This is a genomic window from Ramlibacter sp. (assembly GCF_035655895.1).
In the GTDB taxonomy this organism is placed as follows: Bacteria; Pseudomonadota; Gammaproteobacteria; order Burkholderiales; family Burkholderiaceae_C; genus Ramlibacter.
Genome location: NZ_DASRTN010000006.1, coordinates 337,783 through 356,581, shown reverse-complemented (window position 1 = coordinate 356,581; position 18,799 = coordinate 337,783). Strand labels below are relative to the sequence as shown.

The 18,799-nt window shown below is 70.7% G+C and carries 16 protein-coding genes; all 16 read left to right on the top strand.

The window, feature by feature from the left end:
- The first annotated feature begins 37 nt into the window (after positions 1 to 37).
- Positions 38 to 1,360: a sulfatase family protein gene (locus VFE82_RS04820; protein WP_324999106.1), complete on the top strand. Its 1,323-nt coding sequence runs from the start codon at positions 38 to 40 to the stop codon at positions 1,358 to 1,360.
- Positions 1,361 to 1,648: 288 nt separating this feature from the next.
- Complete coding sequence (locus VFE82_RS04815; RefSeq protein WP_324999105.1) at positions 1,649 to 1,939, top strand: hypothetical protein; 291 nt, start codon at positions 1,649 to 1,651, stop codon at positions 1,937 to 1,939.
- A gap of 131 nt (positions 1,940 to 2,070) precedes the next feature.
- Positions 2,071 to 3,426 carry an LLM class flavin-dependent oxidoreductase gene (locus VFE82_RS04810; protein WP_324999104.1) on the top strand — a complete coding sequence of 452 codons (1,356 nt, stop codon included), beginning with the start codon at positions 2,071 to 2,073 and terminating at the stop codon, positions 3,424 to 3,426.
- Between the two features lie 15 nt (positions 3,427 to 3,441).
- Positions 3,442 to 5,193, top strand: a complete 1,752-nt coding sequence (locus VFE82_RS04805) for a twin-arginine translocation pathway signal protein (RefSeq protein ID WP_324999103.1) — start codon at positions 3,442 to 3,444, stop codon at positions 5,191 to 5,193.
- Positions 5,194 to 5,211: 18 nt separating this feature from the next.
- Positions 5,212 to 6,726 (top strand): amidohydrolase family protein, encoded by a 1,515-nt coding sequence (locus VFE82_RS04800; RefSeq protein ID WP_324999102.1) that lies wholly within the window; start codon positions 5,212 to 5,214, stop codon positions 6,724 to 6,726.
- Positions 6,726 to 7,820, top strand: a complete 1,095-nt coding sequence (locus tag VFE82_RS04795) for an ABC transporter substrate-binding protein (protein WP_324999101.1) — start codon at positions 6,726 to 6,728, stop codon at positions 7,818 to 7,820. Before VFE82_RS04800 ends, VFE82_RS04795 begins: the two co-directional genes overlap by 1 nt.
- A gap of 14 nt (positions 7,821 to 7,834) precedes the next feature.
- The gene (locus VFE82_RS04790) at positions 7,835 to 8,659 is read left to right on the top strand and encodes an ABC transporter permease (protein WP_324999100.1); all 825 of its coding nucleotides are present in this window, start codon (positions 7,835 to 7,837) and stop codon (positions 8,657 to 8,659) included.
- A complete protein-coding gene (locus VFE82_RS04785) occupies positions 8,656 to 9,471 on the top strand; it encodes an ABC transporter permease (protein ID WP_324999099.1) in 816 nt (271 codons plus the stop codon). Before VFE82_RS04790 ends, VFE82_RS04785 begins: the two co-directional genes overlap by 4 nt.
- Positions 9,472 to 9,477: 6 nt before the next feature.
- Positions 9,478 to 10,293, top strand: a complete 816-nt coding sequence (locus tag VFE82_RS04780) for an ABC transporter ATP-binding protein (RefSeq protein WP_324999098.1) — start codon at positions 9,478 to 9,480, stop codon at positions 10,291 to 10,293.
- A 232-nt stretch (positions 10,294 to 10,525) separates the two neighbouring features.
- Positions 10,526 to 11,539 (top strand): TerC family protein, encoded by a 1,014-nt coding sequence (locus VFE82_RS04775; RefSeq protein WP_324999097.1) that lies wholly within the window; start codon positions 10,526 to 10,528, stop codon positions 11,537 to 11,539.
- 306 nt (positions 11,540 to 11,845) lie between these two features.
- On the top strand, positions 11,846 to 13,015 hold the full coding sequence (locus VFE82_RS04770; protein ID WP_324999909.1) for an ROK family transcriptional regulator: 1,170 nt from the start codon (positions 11,846 to 11,848) through the stop codon (positions 13,013 to 13,015).
- Positions 13,012 to 14,496, top strand: coding sequence for a sugar ABC transporter ATP-binding protein (locus VFE82_RS04765; protein WP_324999096.1), 1,485 nt, complete (start codon positions 13,012 to 13,014; stop codon positions 14,494 to 14,496). Before VFE82_RS04770 ends, VFE82_RS04765 begins: the two co-directional genes overlap by 4 nt.
- Positions 14,477 to 15,475 (top strand): ABC transporter permease, encoded by a 999-nt coding sequence (locus VFE82_RS04760; RefSeq protein ID WP_324999095.1) that lies wholly within the window; start codon positions 14,477 to 14,479, stop codon positions 15,473 to 15,475. The genes VFE82_RS04765 and VFE82_RS04760 overlap by 20 nt, the downstream gene beginning before the upstream one ends.
- Before the next feature lie 56 nt (positions 15,476 to 15,531).
- A complete protein-coding gene (locus VFE82_RS04755) occupies positions 15,532 to 16,506 on the top strand; it encodes a substrate-binding domain-containing protein (RefSeq protein ID WP_324999094.1) in 975 nt (324 codons plus the stop codon).
- 113 nt (positions 16,507 to 16,619) lie between these two features.
- Complete coding sequence (locus tag VFE82_RS04750) at positions 16,620 to 17,627, top strand: sugar phosphate isomerase/epimerase (protein ID WP_324999093.1); 1,008 nt, start codon at positions 16,620 to 16,622, stop codon at positions 17,625 to 17,627.
- A gap of 29 nt (positions 17,628 to 17,656) precedes the next feature.
- A complete protein-coding gene (locus tag VFE82_RS04745; protein WP_324999908.1) occupies positions 17,657 to 18,793 on the top strand; it encodes a Gfo/Idh/MocA family oxidoreductase in 1,137 nt (378 codons plus the stop codon).
- The last annotated feature ends 6 nt before the right edge of the window (positions 18,794 to 18,799 follow it).

The following is an 18,799-nucleotide window of genomic DNA, read 5'->3' as shown; positions in this document are numbered from 1 at the left end:
GGCGCCGTCCAGCACCGAGTTCCCGTCCAGCCCCACCATGACGGCACGCGCCCCGAACATCATCTTCATCGTCGCCGACGACCTCGGCTTCGCGGACCTGGGCTGCTACGGCGGCCGCGACGCCGATTTCGGCAAGGTCTCTCCGGTGCTCGACCGGCTCGCCGCCGACGGCATCCGGTTCACGCAGGGATATGCGAACTCGCCCGTCTGCTCCCCGACGCGCTTCGCGCTGGCGACCGCGCGCTACCAGTACCGGCTGCGCGGCGGCGCCGACGAGCCGATCGGCAGCAAGACGCGGGGCAGCACCGTGCTCGGCCTGCCGCCGACGCAGCCCACGGTGGCGTCCCTGCTGAAGCAGGCCGGCTACCGCACGGCGCTGATCGGCAAATGGCATCTGGGCCATCCGCCCGCGTTCGGGCCGCTGCGCTCCGGGTACGAGGAGTTCTTCGGCCCGATGTCGGGCGGGGTGGACTACTGGACCCACTGCAGCTCGACCGGCCAGCACGACCTGTGGTTCGGCGAACAGGAGCAGCACGAAGAAGGCTACCTGACCGACCTGCTCTCGCGGCGCGCGGTGGACTACGTCGACCGGATGGCCGGGCAGGAGCAGCCCTTCTTTCTCAGCCTCCACTACACGGCGCCGCACTGGCCCTGGGAAACGCGCGACGACGCCGCGCTCGCGCCGCAGGTGAAGGACAACATCTTCCATCTGCACGGGGGCAGCATCCACACCTACCGCCGCATGATCCACCACATGGACGAAGGCATCGGCTGGGTCGTGGACGCCCTGCGCCGCCACGGCGTGGAGCGCGACACGCTGCTGGTCTTCACGAGCGACAACGGCGGCGAGCGCTTCTCGGACAACTGGCCCCTGGTCGGCGGCAAGATGGATCTGACCGAGGGCGGCATCCGGGTCCCCTGGATCGCGCACTGGCCGGCGACGATCCCCGCCGGCAGCACCACGGCGCAGCACTGCATGACGATGGACTGGTCGGCCACCGTCCTCGACGCGGCGGGCGTCGCTGCGCATCCGGAGCATCCGCTGGACGGGGTCTCGCTGCTGCCGGTGCTGCGCGATCCGGCCCACCGCTTTGCGCGCACCCTGTACTGGCGCATGAAGCACCGCGACCAGCGCGCCCTGCGCGACGGCGACTGGAAATACCTGCAGGTGGACGGCCACGAGTACCTCTTCGACCTCTCGCGCGACGAACGGGAGCGGGCCAACCTCGGCAGACACGACCCGGCGCGGCTCGCGGCCATGCGCGCCGACTGGGAGGCCTGGAACGCCTCGATGCCGCCGATTCCCGCGGACGCAGCGGTGAACCTGGGGTACTCGCAGAAGGACATGCCCTCGCGCTGAGGCGCCTTTCTCCCCTCTGCGATGCCCGCCTCCCGGCGGTGCAGACGCGTGCAAGCCGCACCGGGCCGCGCATCCACCAGGGGCCGGTCGGGCCCTGCTAGACTGCGCCCCATGCACCTGCGCACGTCCATTCCCGGCAGCATTCGAATTCCCCGCTGACCGGGCACGTGCGCGTCGTCCCGGTCAGCCGGGTCGACGCTTCGAGCGCCCTTCGCTCCTCCTTCGATCCCACGCGCATCCAGCGCCGGCCCCCACGGGCCGGTCGTCTCCGATGACCAGGATCGAACCATGAGCCCCTTCCATCTCCCCCGAACCGCCCCCCGCCTGGAGCAGGTGTACCTGCTCGAGCGCGACGCGGGACTGTTGTGCCGCCTCCTCGGCCTGTACGCGGCGCGAGGCATCGACGTGCTCCACGTCGACTATGCCCATGCGGCACAGGACGTGATGACGCTGCGGGTGGCCGTGGACGCCATCGACGGCATGGAGGAGACGGTGCGCGTGCTCGTCGAGAAGGCGTCGACGCTGTTCGGGGTGCTGGCTGCGTGCGAGCGGTCGGAAGCTGGGCGACGCGCCGCCTAGGCGCATATGCAAACAACCGCGGGTTCGCTCGCCAGGCACAGACAGATTCATTCTGTGCAAACGACGAATGACCATTTCACAGCGCATCGAACGCTCCCTAGAGTCCGGGTCTTCGCAAGGCAGGGCTTCACATGTCGGAACGCAAGATGCGCCTGGGCGCATTCATCATGGCCACCGGTCACCACGTCGCCGCGTGGCGGCATCCGGGCTCGCAACCGGACGCGGGAACCAACATCGACCACTACGTCGCCGTCGCGCGGACCGCCGAGCGCGGCCTGTTCGACCAGGTCTTCGTGGCCGACAGCCCCGGGGTGCAGCACAAGGGCGACGAGGAGTCGCTGCGCAGGCAGGGGCGCGTGTCGTACTTCGAGCCGGTCACGCTCTGGGCCGCGCTGTCGGCGGTCACGAAGCACATCGGCTTCGTGGCCACGGCGTCGACGACGTACGAGGATCCCTACCTGCTGGCGCGCAAGTTCGCCTCGCTGGACCACATCAGCAAGGGGCGCGCCGCCTGGAACGTGGTGACCACGGCGGCCGACAACGTGCATGGCAACTTCGGGCTCGAGGCACACCCCGATCCCGCGGTGCGCTACGAGCGGGCCCGCGAGTTCGTCGACGTGGTCAAGGGCCTGTGGGACAGCTTCGACGACGACGCGTTCCTGCGCGACCAGGCCTCGGGCGTGTACTTCGATCCGCGCAAGCTGCACGCGCTCAACCACGTGGGCAAGCACTTCAAGGTCAAGGGCCCTCTGAACATCGGCCGCCCGCCGCAGGGGCATCCGGTCATCGTGCAGGCCGGCTCGTCCGACGACGGCAAGGACCTGGCCGCGGCCACGGCGGAGGCGATCTTCACCGCCTGGACCAGCCTGGCCGAAGCGCAGGCGTTCTACCGTGACGTGAAGGGGCGCATGGCCAGGTACGGCCGCCGCCCCGGCCAGCTCCTGGTGCTGCCCGGCATCTCGCCGGTCATCGGCCGCACCGAGGAGGAGGCGCGCGCCAAGTGGGCCGAACTGCAAGGACTGATCCATCCGGCCGTGGGCCTCAACACGCTGTCGAACTTCTGGCCCTTGTCGGAGCTGCAGCGATGGGACCTGGACGCGGTGCCGCCCTACTACCCCGAGCCGCCCAAGGGCATCAACAGCCGCGCCCACGTGGTGATCGAGCTGGCCCGGCGCGAGAAGTTCACCGTGCGCCAGCTGTACCAGTACCTGGCCGGTGCGCGAGGCCACTGGGTGGTGGTGGGGACGCCGCAGACCATCGCCGACCGCATGCAGGAATGGTTCGAGAACGGCGCTGCCGACGGCTTCAACGTCATGCCGCCGGTGCTGCCGCAATCGCTGGACGAATTCGTCGACCTGGTGGTGCCCGAACTGCAGCGGCGCGGCCTGTTCCGCACCGCGTACGAGGGCTCCACCTTGCGCGAGAACCTGGGCCTGGAGCGGCCGGCCAGCCGCTACGCGGCGGCGGACCGTGAACAGGCCGCCTGAACCCCGGAGGACCTGATGAACCACGACAACGACCCCACCCACGCCGCACGGCGCGACTTCCTGCTGCGCACCGGCGCGGGCATCGCCGGCCTCGCCGGCACCGGGCTGGCCGCCGCCGACGGCGGCGCCGCCGGCCCCACCGATGCAGTCGAGCCGGACAGGTACGACGAGCAGTTCCGCCGCCGCGCCTACCAGTTGCGGGTGGACCTGGCGAAGGCCGCAGCCGAGCAGCCGATCCCGCCACATCCCACCAACGGCGACGAGGCGCGCTACCCGAACAAGATCGGCTCGGACAGCCGCGGCCTGCCGCACAACGCGCGCGGCGAGGTGGACCTCGCGGCATGGCGGCAGGCCAGCGCCGCCTTTGCCAGCCGCGACCCCGCCGAGTTCGAGAAGATCCCGCTGGGAGGCACGCGCAAGCTGGTGAATCCGGTGGGCACGCTCGCGGTCAGCCTGGACGGCCTCAACGCAGGCCAGTTCGCGTTGCCGGTGGCACCGGCGCTGGCAAGCGCCGCGCGTGCCAGCGAGGCGCTCGAGCTGTACTGGGTGGCGTTGCTGCGCGACGTCCCCTTCGGTGAATTCCGCGAAGGCACCAACCACCGCGACGTGCTCGCCGCCGCCGAGGAGTTGAGCCGCGCGCCGGACTTCCACGGCCCCAAGGCGGGCGGACGCGTCACGCCGCAGACGCTGTTCCGCGGAGCAGCCTGGTATGTCGACGCGACCGACCCCAGCGGTCGCACCGGTCGCTGGGTGACGCCGCCCGGCGTGACCGAGGGTCCCTACATCTCGCAGTTCCTCTACCGCGACGTGCCGTTCGGTCCGCAGACACTGTCGGCCCGCATCCGCAGCTACACCCCGGCCAACGAGTTCCAGACCAGCCTGGACGAGTGGCTCCACGTGCAGAACGGCAATGCCCCGCGCGCCCGCAACGTCGTGGACCCGGTGCCGCGCTACATCGCGAACTCGCGCGACCTGGCGGCGTATGCGCACGCGCCCGCGGCCTTCGGCCTGGTGGCCAACCAGCTGCTCGCGACGCCGGCGGCGGCCGACCCCGCCTACGGCGGCATCTTCCCGGCCGCCCGCAACACCCTGGCGTCCAGCAACCCCTACCTGCGCTCCAGGACCCAGGGCGGTGCCTCGGGCACGTTCGGCGCCGCCTACTTCCAGTCCATCCTGTCGCTGGCCGCCTCGCTGGGCATCCGCATCAACTACTACCAGAAGTGGTACGAGCAGCGCGTGCTGCGGCCGGAGGCCTTCGGCGGCCTCGTGCACCACCGGCTGGCGGCAGGCGTGCGCGACTACCCGATCCACGAAGCCCTGCTCGGCTCCCGGGCCCTGGAGCGCAGCCGCGCGAGGAACGGCACCTTCCTGCTGCCGCAGGTGTTCCCCGAGGGCGCGCCGATCCACTCGTCCTACCCGGGGGGCGCGGCCATCATCGGTGCGGTCACCGCCACGCTGCTCAAGGCCTTCTACGACGAGACGCTGGTCATTCCCAACCCGGTGCAGCCCGATCCGAACGACCCCACCAGGCTGGTGCCGTACCAGGGCCCGCCGCTGACCGTCGGCGGCGAGCTGAACAAGCTGGCGCTGAACTACGGTTCGGGCCGCACTGCGGCCGGCATCCACTGGCGCAGCGACGCCGCCGCCTCGTACGCGCAGGGCGAGAACCTCGTCATCAGCCTGCTGCGCGAGCAGAAGGCCACCTTCCGGGAGCCCTTCGACGGGTTCAGCTTCACGCGCTTCGACGGCACGCGCGTGTCCATCTAGGAACAGCAAGGAGTCCTCATGAACGCTCGTCTCCAGCAGGCGCACGCCTCGCGCTCCGCCGCCGTCAAGGCCGGCCTCGCCCATCCGGTGATCGACACCGACGTCCACGTCAACAGCTTCGCTCCCGTGCTCGAGGACTACGTGGCGCAGTACGGCGGCAGCAAGCTCGTCGACGCATTGCGCAGGGCCCTGGGCAGCCGTTTCGTCACCCGCGACGGCGGCAAGGACTGGTACCAGCAGAGCGCCGAGGAGCGCCGCTTCCACCGGACGCTGCGCGCGCCCTGGTGGGCCCGCGTCACGCGCAACACCTACGACCTGGCCACCTACACGCTCCCGGCCCTGCTGCACGAGCGGCTGGCCGAGCAGGGCTCCGACTACTCGGTGCTGTTCCCCAACGACGTGCTCTCCCCGGCAGCGGCGGGCAGCGAGTACCGCCAGCCGCTGCACCGCGCGCTCAACCACTTCCACGCCGACCAGTACCGGCCCTACGCCGACCGCCTGACGCCGGTGGCCGGCATCCCGATGCACACGCCGCAGGAAGCCATCGAGGAGCTGGAGTTCGCGGTGAACACGCTGGGGCTGAAGGTGATCAACATCCCTGGCGGCGTGCGGCGGCCGATCCGCGCCATCGCCGAGAAGTACCCCGCCAGGGAGCACCCGGACGTCGCCAGGCACGCGGGCTACATCGACTTCTACGGCATCGACAGCGAGCACGACTACGACCCGTTCTGGGCAAAGGTGGTCGCCCTGGGCGTGCCGGTGACCACCCACTACGGCAGCCAGGGCTGGACCGGCCGGCAGTCGATCAGCAACTACATGAACAACCACATCGGCCACTTCGCCGATGGTTCGCAGGCGTTCGCCAAGGCGCTGTTCTTCGGCGGCGTCACCCGGCGTTTCCCGGGGCTGCGCGTGGGCCTGCTGGAAGGCGGCGCCGACTGGGGCTCGCACGTCTACACCCACCTGGTCGACCGCTGGGAGAAGCGCAATCGCCACGCGGTGCGCAACTACGACCCCGCCGAAGCCGACATCGACCTGCTCGCCTCGCTGTTCGAGCGCTACGGGGCCGACTACCTGAAGGGGCGCACGCTCGACAGGTCCACCTTGCTGAGGGACAGCCTCGGCATCTCGGCGCTCCCGCACAGCCGGGAGCCGGACGCGTCGGAGATCGACGACTTCGCCCTGGCCGGCATCGAGAAGGTGGAAGACATCCGCGACCGCTGGGTCAACAGCTTCTATTTCGGCTCCGAGGCCGACGACCGCACGGTGGCCGCCGCCTTCAACGACCGCGTGCACCCGCTGGGGGTCAAGATCAACGCGATCTGGTCGTCGGACGCGGGCCACTGGGACGTGCCGGAGTTCACCGAGCCACTGGCCGAGACCTTCGACCTGGTCGGGCAGGGCGTGATCAGCGCCGCCGACTTCAGGGCCTTCACCTTCGACAACCCGTACCGCTTCTACACCGAGGCCAACCCGCGCTTCTTCGAAGGCACCGAGGTGGGCCGCAAGCTCGCCGCGAAAGGAACCAAGTGATGGCCGGCATCCTGCCAACCTTCGTGCGGCGCTGGGGCGCCGCGCTCTCCCTCGGGCTGGCGCTGGCCGCGCCGGCGCATGCCGCACCGGATGTCATCCGCATCGGTGTCGCGACCGCGGGCGGCGGCGATCCGGTCACCTGGGGCGGCTCGCCGGGCGGCGTGGCGCGCGTGAACAACTGGCTGGAGGAGGAGTTCCAGGCCTCCGGCACCAGGGTCGAATGGCTCTTCTTCAAGGGCGCAGGCCCGGCCGTCAACGAAGCGCTGTCGAACAAGCAGATCGACTTCGCCTACCAGGGCGACCTGCCCTCGATCGTGGGCCGCTCCAACGGGCTGAAGACCAGGATCCTGCTGGTCAGCGGGCAGCGCAACAACCTCTACCTGGTGACGCCGGCGAAGTCCGACATCCAGACGATCGGGGACCTCAAGGGCCGCACGGTGTCGATCTTCCGCGGCACCAACGGGCACCTCGTCGCCATCAACGTGCTGGCCGCCAACGGCTTGGCCGAGCGCGACGTCAAGGGCGTGAACCTGGACACCGGCAGCGCACAGGCCGCGCTGGTCTCCCACGGCGTGGACGCGGCCTTCGGCGGGTACGAGTGGTTCAAGGTGCGCGACCAGGGCCTCGCCAAGGTCGTGTACTCCACCCGCGGGCAGGACCCGGCCTTCACGCGCCAGGCGTCGCTGCTGGTGCGCAGCGACTTCGAGCAGGCCCACCCGGCGCAGGTGCAGCGCGTGGTCGACGTGTTCGTGCGGGCGGCGCGCTGGTCGTCCGACGAGAAGAACCGGGACGAGCTGTTCAAGCTCTGGGCCCGCAGCGGCACGCCGGTCGCCTCCTGGGCCGCGGAGTTCGAGCAGCAGTCGCTCGCCACGCGCAACTCGCCCCTGGTCGACGACTTCATCGTGGCGCGCTACAAGGCCGTGGTGGCCGACGCGCTCAAGCTCAAGCTGATCCGCCGGGAGGTCACGGTCGACGACTGGTTCGACACGCGCTACCTGAGAGCCGCGCTGAAGAAGCAGGGCCTGGAGACCTACTGGGCGCCAGCCGACGCGAAGGGGCGTCCCAGGGGCGACCAGCCCGTGGCCGCCCGCTGAACGCAGGAGGCCCGATGTCCGCCGTCCTGCCTTCCACCGACGTCCTGCCCGCGCCCGCTCGGGCACCCCTCCCGGGTCGGCGCGTGGCCGACCGCGCCCTCCCCTTCCTGTTGCCCGCGATGCTGCTGGCCCTGTGGTTCGCGGGTGCCGAACAGGGCTGGATCTCGCCGCAGGTGCTGCCGCCGCCGCCCTTCGTCTGGGAGACCCTGCGCGACCTGGCGGCCAGCGGCGACCTCTGGCAGCACGTGGGCACCAGCTTCACGCGCGTGGGCGCGGGCTTCCTGGCGGGCGCGCTGCTCGGGCTGGTCCTCGGGTCCGCGATGGGGCTGTCGCGGCGCTTCGAGGCCTATGTCCTTCCGACGTTCAATGCGCTGGTCCAGATCCCGGTGCTCGCCTGGCTGCCGTTCGTGCTGCTGCTGGTGGGCATCGGCGAGCCGCTCAAGTACATCCTCATCGCCAAGGCAGCGCTGGTGCCGGTGGCGCTGAACACGCTGCAGGGCTTCCGCCAGGTGCCCGCCGCGCTGCGCGAGGTGGGGCAGGCGTACGGCTACACGCGGCGGCAGGAAGTGCTGGAGATCGTGCTGCCCCATGCGGTGCCGACGCTCTTCACGGGAATCCGCCTGGGCTTCACCAAGGCCTGGCTGTCGCTCGTGGTGGTGGAGCTGGTGGCTTCGAGCGAGGGCCTGGGCTACCTGATCGTCTATGGCCGGCAGCTGTTCCAGCTGGATCAGGTGATGGCGGCCGTGCTGGTGGTCGGCGCGATCGGCTACGCGATCGACCGGCTGCTGGACCGGCTGGAGGCGGCGAGCCACCGGCGCCGCCCGGGAGCCGCGCGATGACCGCCGCGGTGCCATCCACCGGCGAAGTCGCGGCGCTGCAGCCGCTGCGGGCAGCCGCGGGCGGACGGTGGCGCGGCTTGGTGCTGCCCCTGGTCGGGCTCGCGCTGTGGTGGCTGCTGTCCTGGCTGGACATCGCCAACTCCGCGCTGCTGGTGTCGCCGGCCAAGGTGCTGTCGACGGCATCCGACCAGGTCGCCAGCGGCCGCCTGTGGCGCGCGCTGGGCGCGAGCCTCGCCCGTGGGGCAACCGGCTTCACCATCGGCACCGTCGCGGGCCTGGTGCTCGGGGCACTGCTGGGGCTGTGGCCGCTGTTCGACCGCATCGTCGGCCCGAGCTTCAACACCTTCAAGCAGATCTCGCTGTTCGCGTGGATCCCGCTGATCTCGGTGTGGTTCGGGCTGGGCGACGTGGCGAAGGTCGTGTTCCTGTCGCTGGCGGCGCTGGTGCCGGTGGTGGTGAACACGCGCGACGGCATCCGCACCGTGCCGCCCGGCCTCCTCGAGGTGGCGCGGGTCTACGGGTTCACCCGCTGGCAGACAGCCACGCAGGTGGTCCTGCCGGCAGCCCTGCCGTCGGTCTTCACCGGCGTGTACCTCGCGCTCATCTACTCCTGGCTCGCCACCATCGGCGCCGAGTACCTGCTGGTCGCCGGCAGGGGCATCGGCAACCTCCTCATCGAAGGCAGCGAGCATTTCCAGATGGACCTGGTCATCTTCGGCATGGTCGTGGTGGGCACCGTCGGCTGGCTGGCGAACGCCTGTGCCCGCGCGCTGGAGCGCCGCCTCGGCCGCTGGACTGGACGCAACCACTGACTCCCCATGAGCACCCTCCTGAACTCCGCATCGAACGAACTCGACATCCGCGGCCTCGGCAAGCGGTACGCGCACGCGCAGGCCCGCAGCGGTGCGCTGCAGGTGCTGCAGGACGTCGACCTGCACGTGCCCGGCGGCAGCTTCGTCAGCATCGTGGGCGCCAGCGGCTGCGGCAAGTCGACCCTGCTGCGGCTGGTGCTGGGCCTGGACACGGCGGACGAGGGCGAGATCCTGCTGGGCGGCCGCCCGATCTGCGGCACCGGCCGGGAACGCGGTATCGTGTTCCAGGACCATCGCCTGTTCCCGTGGCTCACCGTCGAACAGAACATCGCGGTCGGCCTGCGCAACGCGCCGTTCACCCCCGCGGAGAAGGCGCAGCGGGTGGCCGAGCACGTGGCGCTGGTGGGTCTGCGCGGGTTCGAGACCTCGTGGCCCCACCAGCTCTCCGGCGGGATGGCCCAGCGCGTCGCGATCGCGCGCGGGCTGGTCAACCGCCCCCGCGTGCTGCTGCTGGACGAGCCCTTCGGCGCGCTGGATGCGCTCACGCGGTCGCGGTTGCAGAACGAGCTGCAGCGCATCTGGCAGAAGGAGCGGATCACGATGCTGCTGGTCACCCATGACGTGGAAGAGGCGGTGTTCCTGGGCGACCGGGTGGTGGTGATGCAACCTTCGCCCGGCCGCATCCGCCGCATCGTCGACGTGCCCCTGGCGCATCCCCGCAACCGCAGCGATCCGCGATTCATCCGGTTGCGCGACGACGTCCTGGGCGACTTCCTGGACGAGCGCGCCGAGCCGGCCGGACACGTCGCCGCGCCGGCCTGACCCGCGGCCGCGGCCACGCCGCAGGCACCTCACGGGCGCGCCGGGATGCGGGGCCGGCCGAGCTTCGGCTTTTCCTGAACGAAGCCAAGAAGGAAGCTGCTTTTCATCCGGGGGGCGTCCGCCTATCGTCCTCGACCATGCGGTGCGCCTTGGGACGCTGCCCGGGCATCCCGCGGATGCGGGTTCGATGGGCAGCTGCGTTTCGCTGGACTTTCAGGCTGGAGACGAGCGCATGATGACCGGAACGCCCACCATGTGGGCCCTCTTTGCCGCCTTCGTGGTGGCGGCCCTGGTGGTGGACTTCGTCAGCCTGCGCAAGCAGGGTGCCCACGCCGTGACGCTGCGCGAAGCGGCCGTCTGGTCGGTCGTGTGGGTGCTCGTGTCGGCCGGTTTCGTCGGCTGGCTGTGGTGGTACCTGGGCGGCACCTCCGGCGACGCGGCCCGCCAGGCGCTGGCGGGCGACAAGGCGCTGGAGTTCGTCACCGGCTACCTGGTGGAGAAGGCCCTGGCGGTCGACAACATCTTCGTCTTCCTGATGCTGTTCACGTACTTCGGCGTCCCCGCCGAGTACCAGAAGCGCGTGCTGATGATCGGCATCCTGGGCGCGCTCGCCCTGCGGGCCGTGATGATCCTGGTGGGTGCCTGGCTGATCGCGAGCTTCCATTGGGTGCTCTACGTCTTCGGCGCCTTCCTCGTCTTCACGGGCATCAAGATGTGGTGGGCCGCCGGGCAGGAGCCGGACCTGGGCAACAACCCCGCGCTCAAGTGGATCAACCGGCGCATGAAGGTTGCCCCCGGCTACGACGGGGAGCGCTTCTTCACCACGGTGGATGGCGTGCGCATGGCCACGCCGCTGCTCGTGGTCATCCTGCTGATCGGCGTGGTCGACGTCATCTTCGCGGTCGACTCCATCCCGGCGATCTTCGCGATCACCACCGACCCGTTCGTCGTGCTCACGTCCAACGTCTTCGCGATCCTCGGATTGCGCGCCATGTATTTCCTGCTGGCCGGCATGCATGAGCGCTTCCACCTGCTCAGCTATGGTCTGGCCATCGTGCTGGTGCTGATCGGCTGCAAGATGCTGCTGATCGACCTCTACAAGGTGCCGGTCGCCTGGTCGCTGGGTGCGACGGTCGCCACCCTGGCCGCCTCGATGCTGCTGTCCCTGCGCATCCCGGCGCGCAAGCACGGCGGCGGGGCCTACCCCTTCGCGCCGAAGCGCCCGGAGGCACCCGCGGCCGAGTGAGGGGTGTCCCCGCGGGCAGGGAGCGCCCGCTCCATGGCGGCCGGCCGCCGTGCGGCCATGTGCCAGCGGCCCTGCCTTGCCGCGACGCGCCTGCTCCCCGGGCCCGCTCCCGGGTGCCGCCATCCGGATCCCGCCCGACCGCTCCCGGCGCTTGCCAGGGAGATCGATCTTCGGCCGACATTTGGCCGAAGATCGATCTTGTCCGGCTAAAGTCGGCGTCCTAGCATCCGAACTCACCGGGCCGCCGCAGAGCCCGGACAGGAGACAGACAGCGTGGCACGCTGGGAACAGCTATCGGCAGCCGAGATGAACCTGCTCCGGACCGTGTTCTGGTCGCCGGGGACGTCGCGCAATGCCCTGGCCGACCGCCTCGCGTTCTCCAAGAGCAAGGCCAACGCGCTGGCCGCCGGCCTGGTCGAACAGGGCCTGCTCGAGGAGACCGGCCTGCAGGCCTCGTCGGGCGGCCGCCGCCCGGAGACGCTGCAGGTGGCCCGCGGGCTCGGCGTGGTGATCGGGGTCGACCTCGGGGCCACCAGCCTCGACGTGGCCGTCATGCGCCCGGACCTCACGGTGCTCGCCCACCAGTGCGAGCAGGCCGACGTGCGCAGCAGCCCCGGCGTCGTGCTGGCGCGGGTGCGCGAACTCATCCGCGAGCTGCTGGTGCGCGCCGGCGTCCCCGCCAAGAAGGTCATCGGCATCGGCATGGGCGTGCCCGGCCCGGTCGACTTCGCGAGCGCCCAGCTGGTGAACCCGCCGCTGATGCCCGAATGGGACGGCTTCTCCATCCGCGACTACCTGAACGAGGCGTTCACCGCGCCCGTGTTCGTCGACAACGACGTGAACCTAATGGCGCTGGGCGAGCTGTGGCGGCTGCAGCGCAGCCTGAACAACTTCCTGGTGATCAAGGTGGGCACCGGCATCGGCTGCGGGATCGTCTGCCACGGCGAGGTCTACCGCGGCGCCAACGGCTCGGCCGGCGACGTGGGCCACATCTGCGTCGACCAGGCCGGCCCGCGCTGCCATTGCGGCAACCTGGGCTGCGTGGAGGCGATGGCGGCGGCGCCGGCGATCACGCGTCTGGCCGCCGAGGCGGCGCAGGCCGGCGAGAGCCCCGCCCTGGCGCAGGTGCTGCGCGGCAACGGCCGGCTCACCGCGACCGATGTGGGGCAGGCCAGCCGGGCCGGCGACGCGGCGGCCAACGCGATCATCCAGCGCGCCGGCAGCCTGATCGGGCAGATGCTCGCCTCGGTGGTGAACTTCTTCAATCCCTCGCACGTGTTCATCGGCGGCGGCGTCACCCAGATCGGCCCGCTGTTCCTGGCCTCGGTGCGCCAGAGCGTCTACCACCGGTCGCTGGCGCTCTCGACCCGGCACCTGGAGATCCAGTACACGCCGCTGGGCAGCCAGGCCGGCCTGGTCGGCGCCGGCGCCCTGGCGATGCAGGAAACGCTGCGGCTGCACGGGGGGCGCGAATGAGCCTGGCCGTCGAATTCCGCGAGGTCGCGCGCAGCTTCGGGCCGGTGCAGGTGCTGCACGGCGTGAGCTTCGCGATCCCGCCGGGCCGCGTGCTCGGGCTGCTGGGCGAGAACGGCGCCGGCAAGTCCACGCTGATGAAGATCCTGGCCGGCTACCTGGAGCCGAGCGCAGGCCAGGTGCTGGTCGATGGCCAGCCCCGGCGCTTTCGCAGCTCGCGCGACGCGCAGCAGCAGGGCATCGTGCTGATCCACCAGGAGTTCAACCTCGCCGACGACCTGACGATCGCGCAGAACATCTTCCTGGGCCACGAGAAGACGCGGGGCTGGCGCCTGGACGACGAGGCCATGCGCCAGGAGGCGGCCGCGGTGCTGCGCCAGGTCGGCCTGCAGGCCGATCCCGACACCCGGGTGCGCCACCTGATCGTGGCCGAGAAGCAGCTGGTGGAGATCGCCAAGGCGCTGGCGCGCAAGGCCCGCCTGCTGATCATGGACGAGCCCACCGCCACCCTCACGCCGGGCGAGACCGAGCGGCTGTTCGCGCTGATGGCGCAGCTGCGCGCCGCCGGCGTGACGCTGGTCTACATCTCGCACAAGCTCGACGAGGTGGAACGCGTGACCGACGACGTGGTCGTGATGCGCGACGGCCGGTTCGTCGCACGCCAGCCGACGGCGCAACTCACCCGGCACGACATGGCCAACCTGATGGTCGGCCGCGAGATCTCGGACCTGTTCCCGCCCAAGGAACCGGTGCCGCCCGGCGCGCCGCTGCTGCGGGTGCAGGGCTTCAGCGTGCCCGGTTGGGCCCGCGACGTGAGCTTCGAGGTGCGCCGCGGCGAGATCCTCGGCTTCGCCGGCCTGGTCGGCGCGGGCCGCACCGAACTGTTCGAAGGCATGCTGGGCCTGCGCGCCGGCGCGACCGGCGCCCTCACGGTGGACGGCCGCCCGCTGCGCCTGCGCAATCCGCGCGAGGCGGCCGACCACGGCATCACCTACCTGAGCGAGGACCGCAAGGGCAAGGGCCTGCACGTGGACTTCGGGCTGCGCGAGAACCTCACGCTGATGAACCTGCGCGAGTACGCCCGCCCCTGGCTGGCGCCCGCCCGCGAGCGCTCGGCGCTGCAGGAGGCGGTGCGCGCCTTCGGCATCCGCACCGGCGACCTGGACGCGCGCGCGTCGTCGCTGTCCGGCGGCAACCAGCAGAAGCTGGCGCTGGCCAAGGTGCTGCAGCCGCGCCCGCGCGTGGTGGTGCTGGACGAACCCACCCGCGGCGTCGACGTCGGCGCCAAGCGCGACATCTATTTCCTCGTCCAGCGGCTGGCGCGCGAAGGGCAGGCGGTGGTGGTGATCTCCTCGGAACTGATCGAGCTGATCGGCCTGTGCCACCGTGTCGCCGTGATGCGCGGCGGCCGGCTCACCGCCACCCTGCAGGACGACCACCTGACCGAAGAGGACCTGATCGCCCATGCCACCGGTACCCGTTGACACCCGCCCGGCGCGCGCCGCCGCGCTGTGGGGCAAGCTGCACGGCCTGGGACCCGTCGTGGGACTCGTGCTGCTGTGCCTCGCAGGCACCGCGCTGAACGCGGAGTTCGCCACGGTCGACAACGGCCTGAACGTGCTGACCCGCACCGCCTTCATCGGCATCATCGCCGTGGGCATGTGCTTCGTGATCATCAGCGGCGGCATCGACCTGTCGGTGGGCTCGATGGCGGCCCTGATCGCCGGCTGCATGATCATGCTGATGAACCATGCGGCCGCCACGGTGGCGTCGCCGGCGGCCGTGGTGGCGCTGGGCATGCTGCTGGCGCTGGTGCTGGGGCCGCTGTTCGGGCTGGCCCACGGGCTGCTGATCACCAAGGGCCGCATCGAGCCCTTCATCGTCACGCTCGGCACCCTGGGCATCTTCCGCGCCTACCTCACCTACTTCGCCGACGGCGGCGCGCTGACGCTCGACAACGCGCTGGCCGACGTCTACAGCCCGGTCTACTACGGCAGCCTGCTGGGCGTGCCCTTCCCCGTCTGGGTGTTCGCGCTGGTGGCGCTGGCCGGCGGCTTCATCCTCAACCGCACCGCGTACGGCCGCTACGTGCAGGCGATCGGCTCGAACGAACAGGTGGCCCGCTACGCCGCGGTCGACGTCGACCGCGTCAAGATCCTCACCTACATGCTGCTGGGCCTGTGCGTGGCCGTGGCCACCCTGCTCTACGTGCCGCGGCTGGGATCGGCCTCGCCCACCACCGGCCTGCTGTGGGAGCTGGAGGCGATCGCCGCGGTGATCGTCGGCGGCACCGCCTTGCGCGGCGGCGCCGGCAGCGTGGCGGGGACGGTGGTCGGCGCCATCCTGCTGTCCGTCATCAGCAACATCCTCAACCTCACCAGCATCATCAGCGTCTACCTGAACGCGGCGGTGCAGGGCTTCGTGATCATCATCGTCGCCTTCCTGCAGCGCAGCCGGCGATGACCCCCCGCAGTTCCCCCCGGGTCGCGAGGCCCACATCAACCCTGAAGGAGACAAGAATGACCAAGATGAACCGAAGGCTGGCGCTGGGCGCCACCGCCCTGGCCGCGCTGCTGGCCGCGGCGCCGGCACTGGCGCAGAAGCAGGACGAGAAGGTGGTGCTGGGCGTGGCCATCCCGGCCGCCACCCACGGCTTCACCGGCGGCATCGTGTACTGGGCCAACCAGGCCAAGAAGGACCTGGAAAAGCAACACAAGAACCTGCAGGTGATCGTCAAGACCGCGGCCAACGCGTCCGAGCAGGCCAACCAGCTGCAGGACCTGGTGACGGTCAACAAGATCAACGGCCTGGTGATCTTCCCGTTCGAGTCGGCGGCGCTCACCAAGCCGGTCGCGCAGGTCAAGTCCAGGGGCGTGTACGTCACGGTGGTCGACCGCGGCCTGACCGACACCAGCGCGCAGGACGCCTACGTCGCCGGCGACAACACCGCCTTCGGCAGGATTCCGGCCGAGTACATTGCCAAGGCGCTGGGCGGCAAGGGCAACATCGTGGCGCTGCGCGGCATCCCCACCACGCTCGACAACGAGCGCATGGATGCCTTCAACGCCGTGCTGAAGAACCATCCCGACCTGAAGCTGCTGGATGCCAAGCATGCCAACTGGAACCGTGACGACGCCTTCAAGGTGACGCAGGATTTCCTCACGCGCTTCAAGCAGATCGACGCCATCTGGGCCGCCGACGACGACATGGCCGTGGGCGTGCTGCGCGCCATCAAGCAGGCCAACCGCAAGGACATCAAGCTGGTGTTCGGCGGGGCCGGCGCCAAGGGCATGGTCAAGACGCTGATGGACGGCAGCGATCCGCTGATCCAGGCCAACGTCTCGTACTCGCCCAAGTTCATCTACGACGCCGTGAAGCTCACCGCCGAGGCGCGCCTGAAGGGCGACAAGCTGCCGGCCACGACCATCATCCCGTCGGTGCTGATCACCCGGCAGAACGCCAAGGACTTCTACTTCCCGGACTCGCCGTTCTGAGCCTGGGCGCGCGACCGGTGCGGGCAGGCCCGGCGGCGCCGGGCCGCTCCCCCGCAAGGCAGGTCGCGCCGCCGCCACAGCGCGCGACCTGGTACCGCCAACGGAGCAGCCGAATGCCAAGACCCGTCACCCTCTTCACCGGCCAGTGGGCCGACCTGCCTCTGTCCGAACTCGCCCCCCTGGCCAAGCGCATGGGCTACGACGGCCTGGAGCTCGCCTGCTGGGGCGACCACTTCAACGTGCAGGAGGCGCTCGCGAGCGATGCCTACGTGCGCGACAAGCGGGCCCTGCTCGCGCAGCACGGCCTCACCTCGCTGGCGATCGGCAACCACCTGGTCGGCCAGGCCGTGTGCGACCTGATCGACGAACGCCACAAGTCCATCCTCCCCGCGCACGTGTGGGGCGACGGCGACCCCGAGGGCGTGCGCCAGCGCGCGGCCCGGGAACTGGCGGACACCGCGCGCGCGGCCGCCAGGTTCGGCGTGCGCACCGTCACCGGGTTCACCGGCTCCTCGATCTGGCATGCCACCTACGCCTTTCCTCCCACCACCCAGGCCTACTGGGACGCGGGGTTCGCCGACTTCGGACGGCGCTTCCTGCCGATCCTCGAGGTCTTCGAGCGCGAGGACGTCAACTTCGCGCTGGAAGTGCACCCGACCGAGATCGCCTTCGACATCGCCTCCACCCAGCGGGCGATCGAGGCGGTGAAGGGCCACCGGCGCTTCGGCTTCAACTTCGATCCCAGCCACCTGGCCTACCAGGGCGTGGACTACGTCAAGTTCATCCGCACGTTTCCCGACCGCATCTACAACGCCCACATGAAGGACGTGTGGTGGGGCAAGGGCGACGGCACCGTGGGCGTGTTCGGCGGCCACACCAGCTTCGGCGACGCGCGGCGGTTCTGGGACTTCCGCAGCGTCGGCCGCGGCATGGTGGATTTCGAATCGATCATCGTGGCGCTCAACGACATCGGCTACGCCGGCCCGCTGTCGGTGGAGTGGGAGGACAGCCGCATGGACCGGGTGCACGGGGCCGCCGAGAGCGCGGCCTTCTGCCGGCGCCTGGACTTCAAGCCGGCGGCGGGCGCCTTCGACGCCGCCTTCGCCCGGGAGTCGCCGTGACCGTGCCGCCACGCAGGCTCCGCTACGCCATGGTGGGTGGCGGCCAGGGCGCCTTCATCGGCGCGGTGCACCGCAAGGCGATGGCGCTCGACGGAGCCTTCGAGCTGGTCGCGGGTGCGCTCTCGTCGACGCCGGAGAAGGCGCGGGCCTCCGGGCGCGAGCTCGGCCTGCCCGAGGAGCGCAACCATGCCGACTGGCAGGCGCTCCTGGCCGACGAGCTCGGGCGCGGCCCCGGCGACCGGGTCGACCTGGTCTCCATCGTCACGCCGAACCACCTGCACTTCCCGGTGGCGCAGGCGTTCGTCGACGCCGGGTTCCACGTCGTGTGCGACAAGCCCCTGGTCCACCACGCGGCCCAGGCCGACGCGCTGGTCGCTGCCGTGCGCGCGCGCGGCACGGTGTTCGGCGTCACCTACAACTACGGTGGCTACCCGATGGTGCGGCAGGCGCGCGAGATGGTCCGCGCCGGGGAGCTGGGCGAGCTGCGCAAGGTGGTCGTCGAATACAACCAGGGCTGGCTGTCCACCCGGCTGGAGGCCGAGGGGAACAAGCAGGCCACCTGGCGCAACGACCCCGCCCGGTCCGGGGGGGCCGGTGCGCTGGGCGACATCGGCTCGCACGCCGAGAACCTGGTCGCCACCGTCACCGGCCTGCAGATCGAAGCGCTGTGCGCGGACCTCAGCGCCCTCGTCCCCGGACGCACGCTGGACGACGATGCCAACGTGCTGCTGCGGTTCGCCGGCGGTGCGCGCGGCGTGCTGGTGGCCTCCCAGGTCAACGCCGGGATCGAGAACGGCTTGCGGCTGCGGGTGTCCGGCACCCTGGGCACGCTCGAGTGGTGGCAGGAGGAGCCGAACCGCCTACTGCACCATCCGATCGACGCCCCGGCGCGGCTGCTGACGCGCGGTGCGCCGTGGCTGCATCCGGCCGCGCTGCGTGCGGGCCGCATCCCGCCTGGGCACCCGGAAGGCTTCATCGAGGCATTCGCGAACGTCTACCTCGGCGTTGCGGCAGCCATCCGGGCCCACGGCCGCGGCGAGCCGCCCGATCCCCTGGAAGCCGACTACCCGGGGGTCGAGGATGGCGCGCGCGGCGTGCGCTTCATCGAAGCGGTCCTAGCGTCGGCGCGCAGCAACGAGAAGTGGACCCCGGTGCGGCCTGCCTGAGACGCC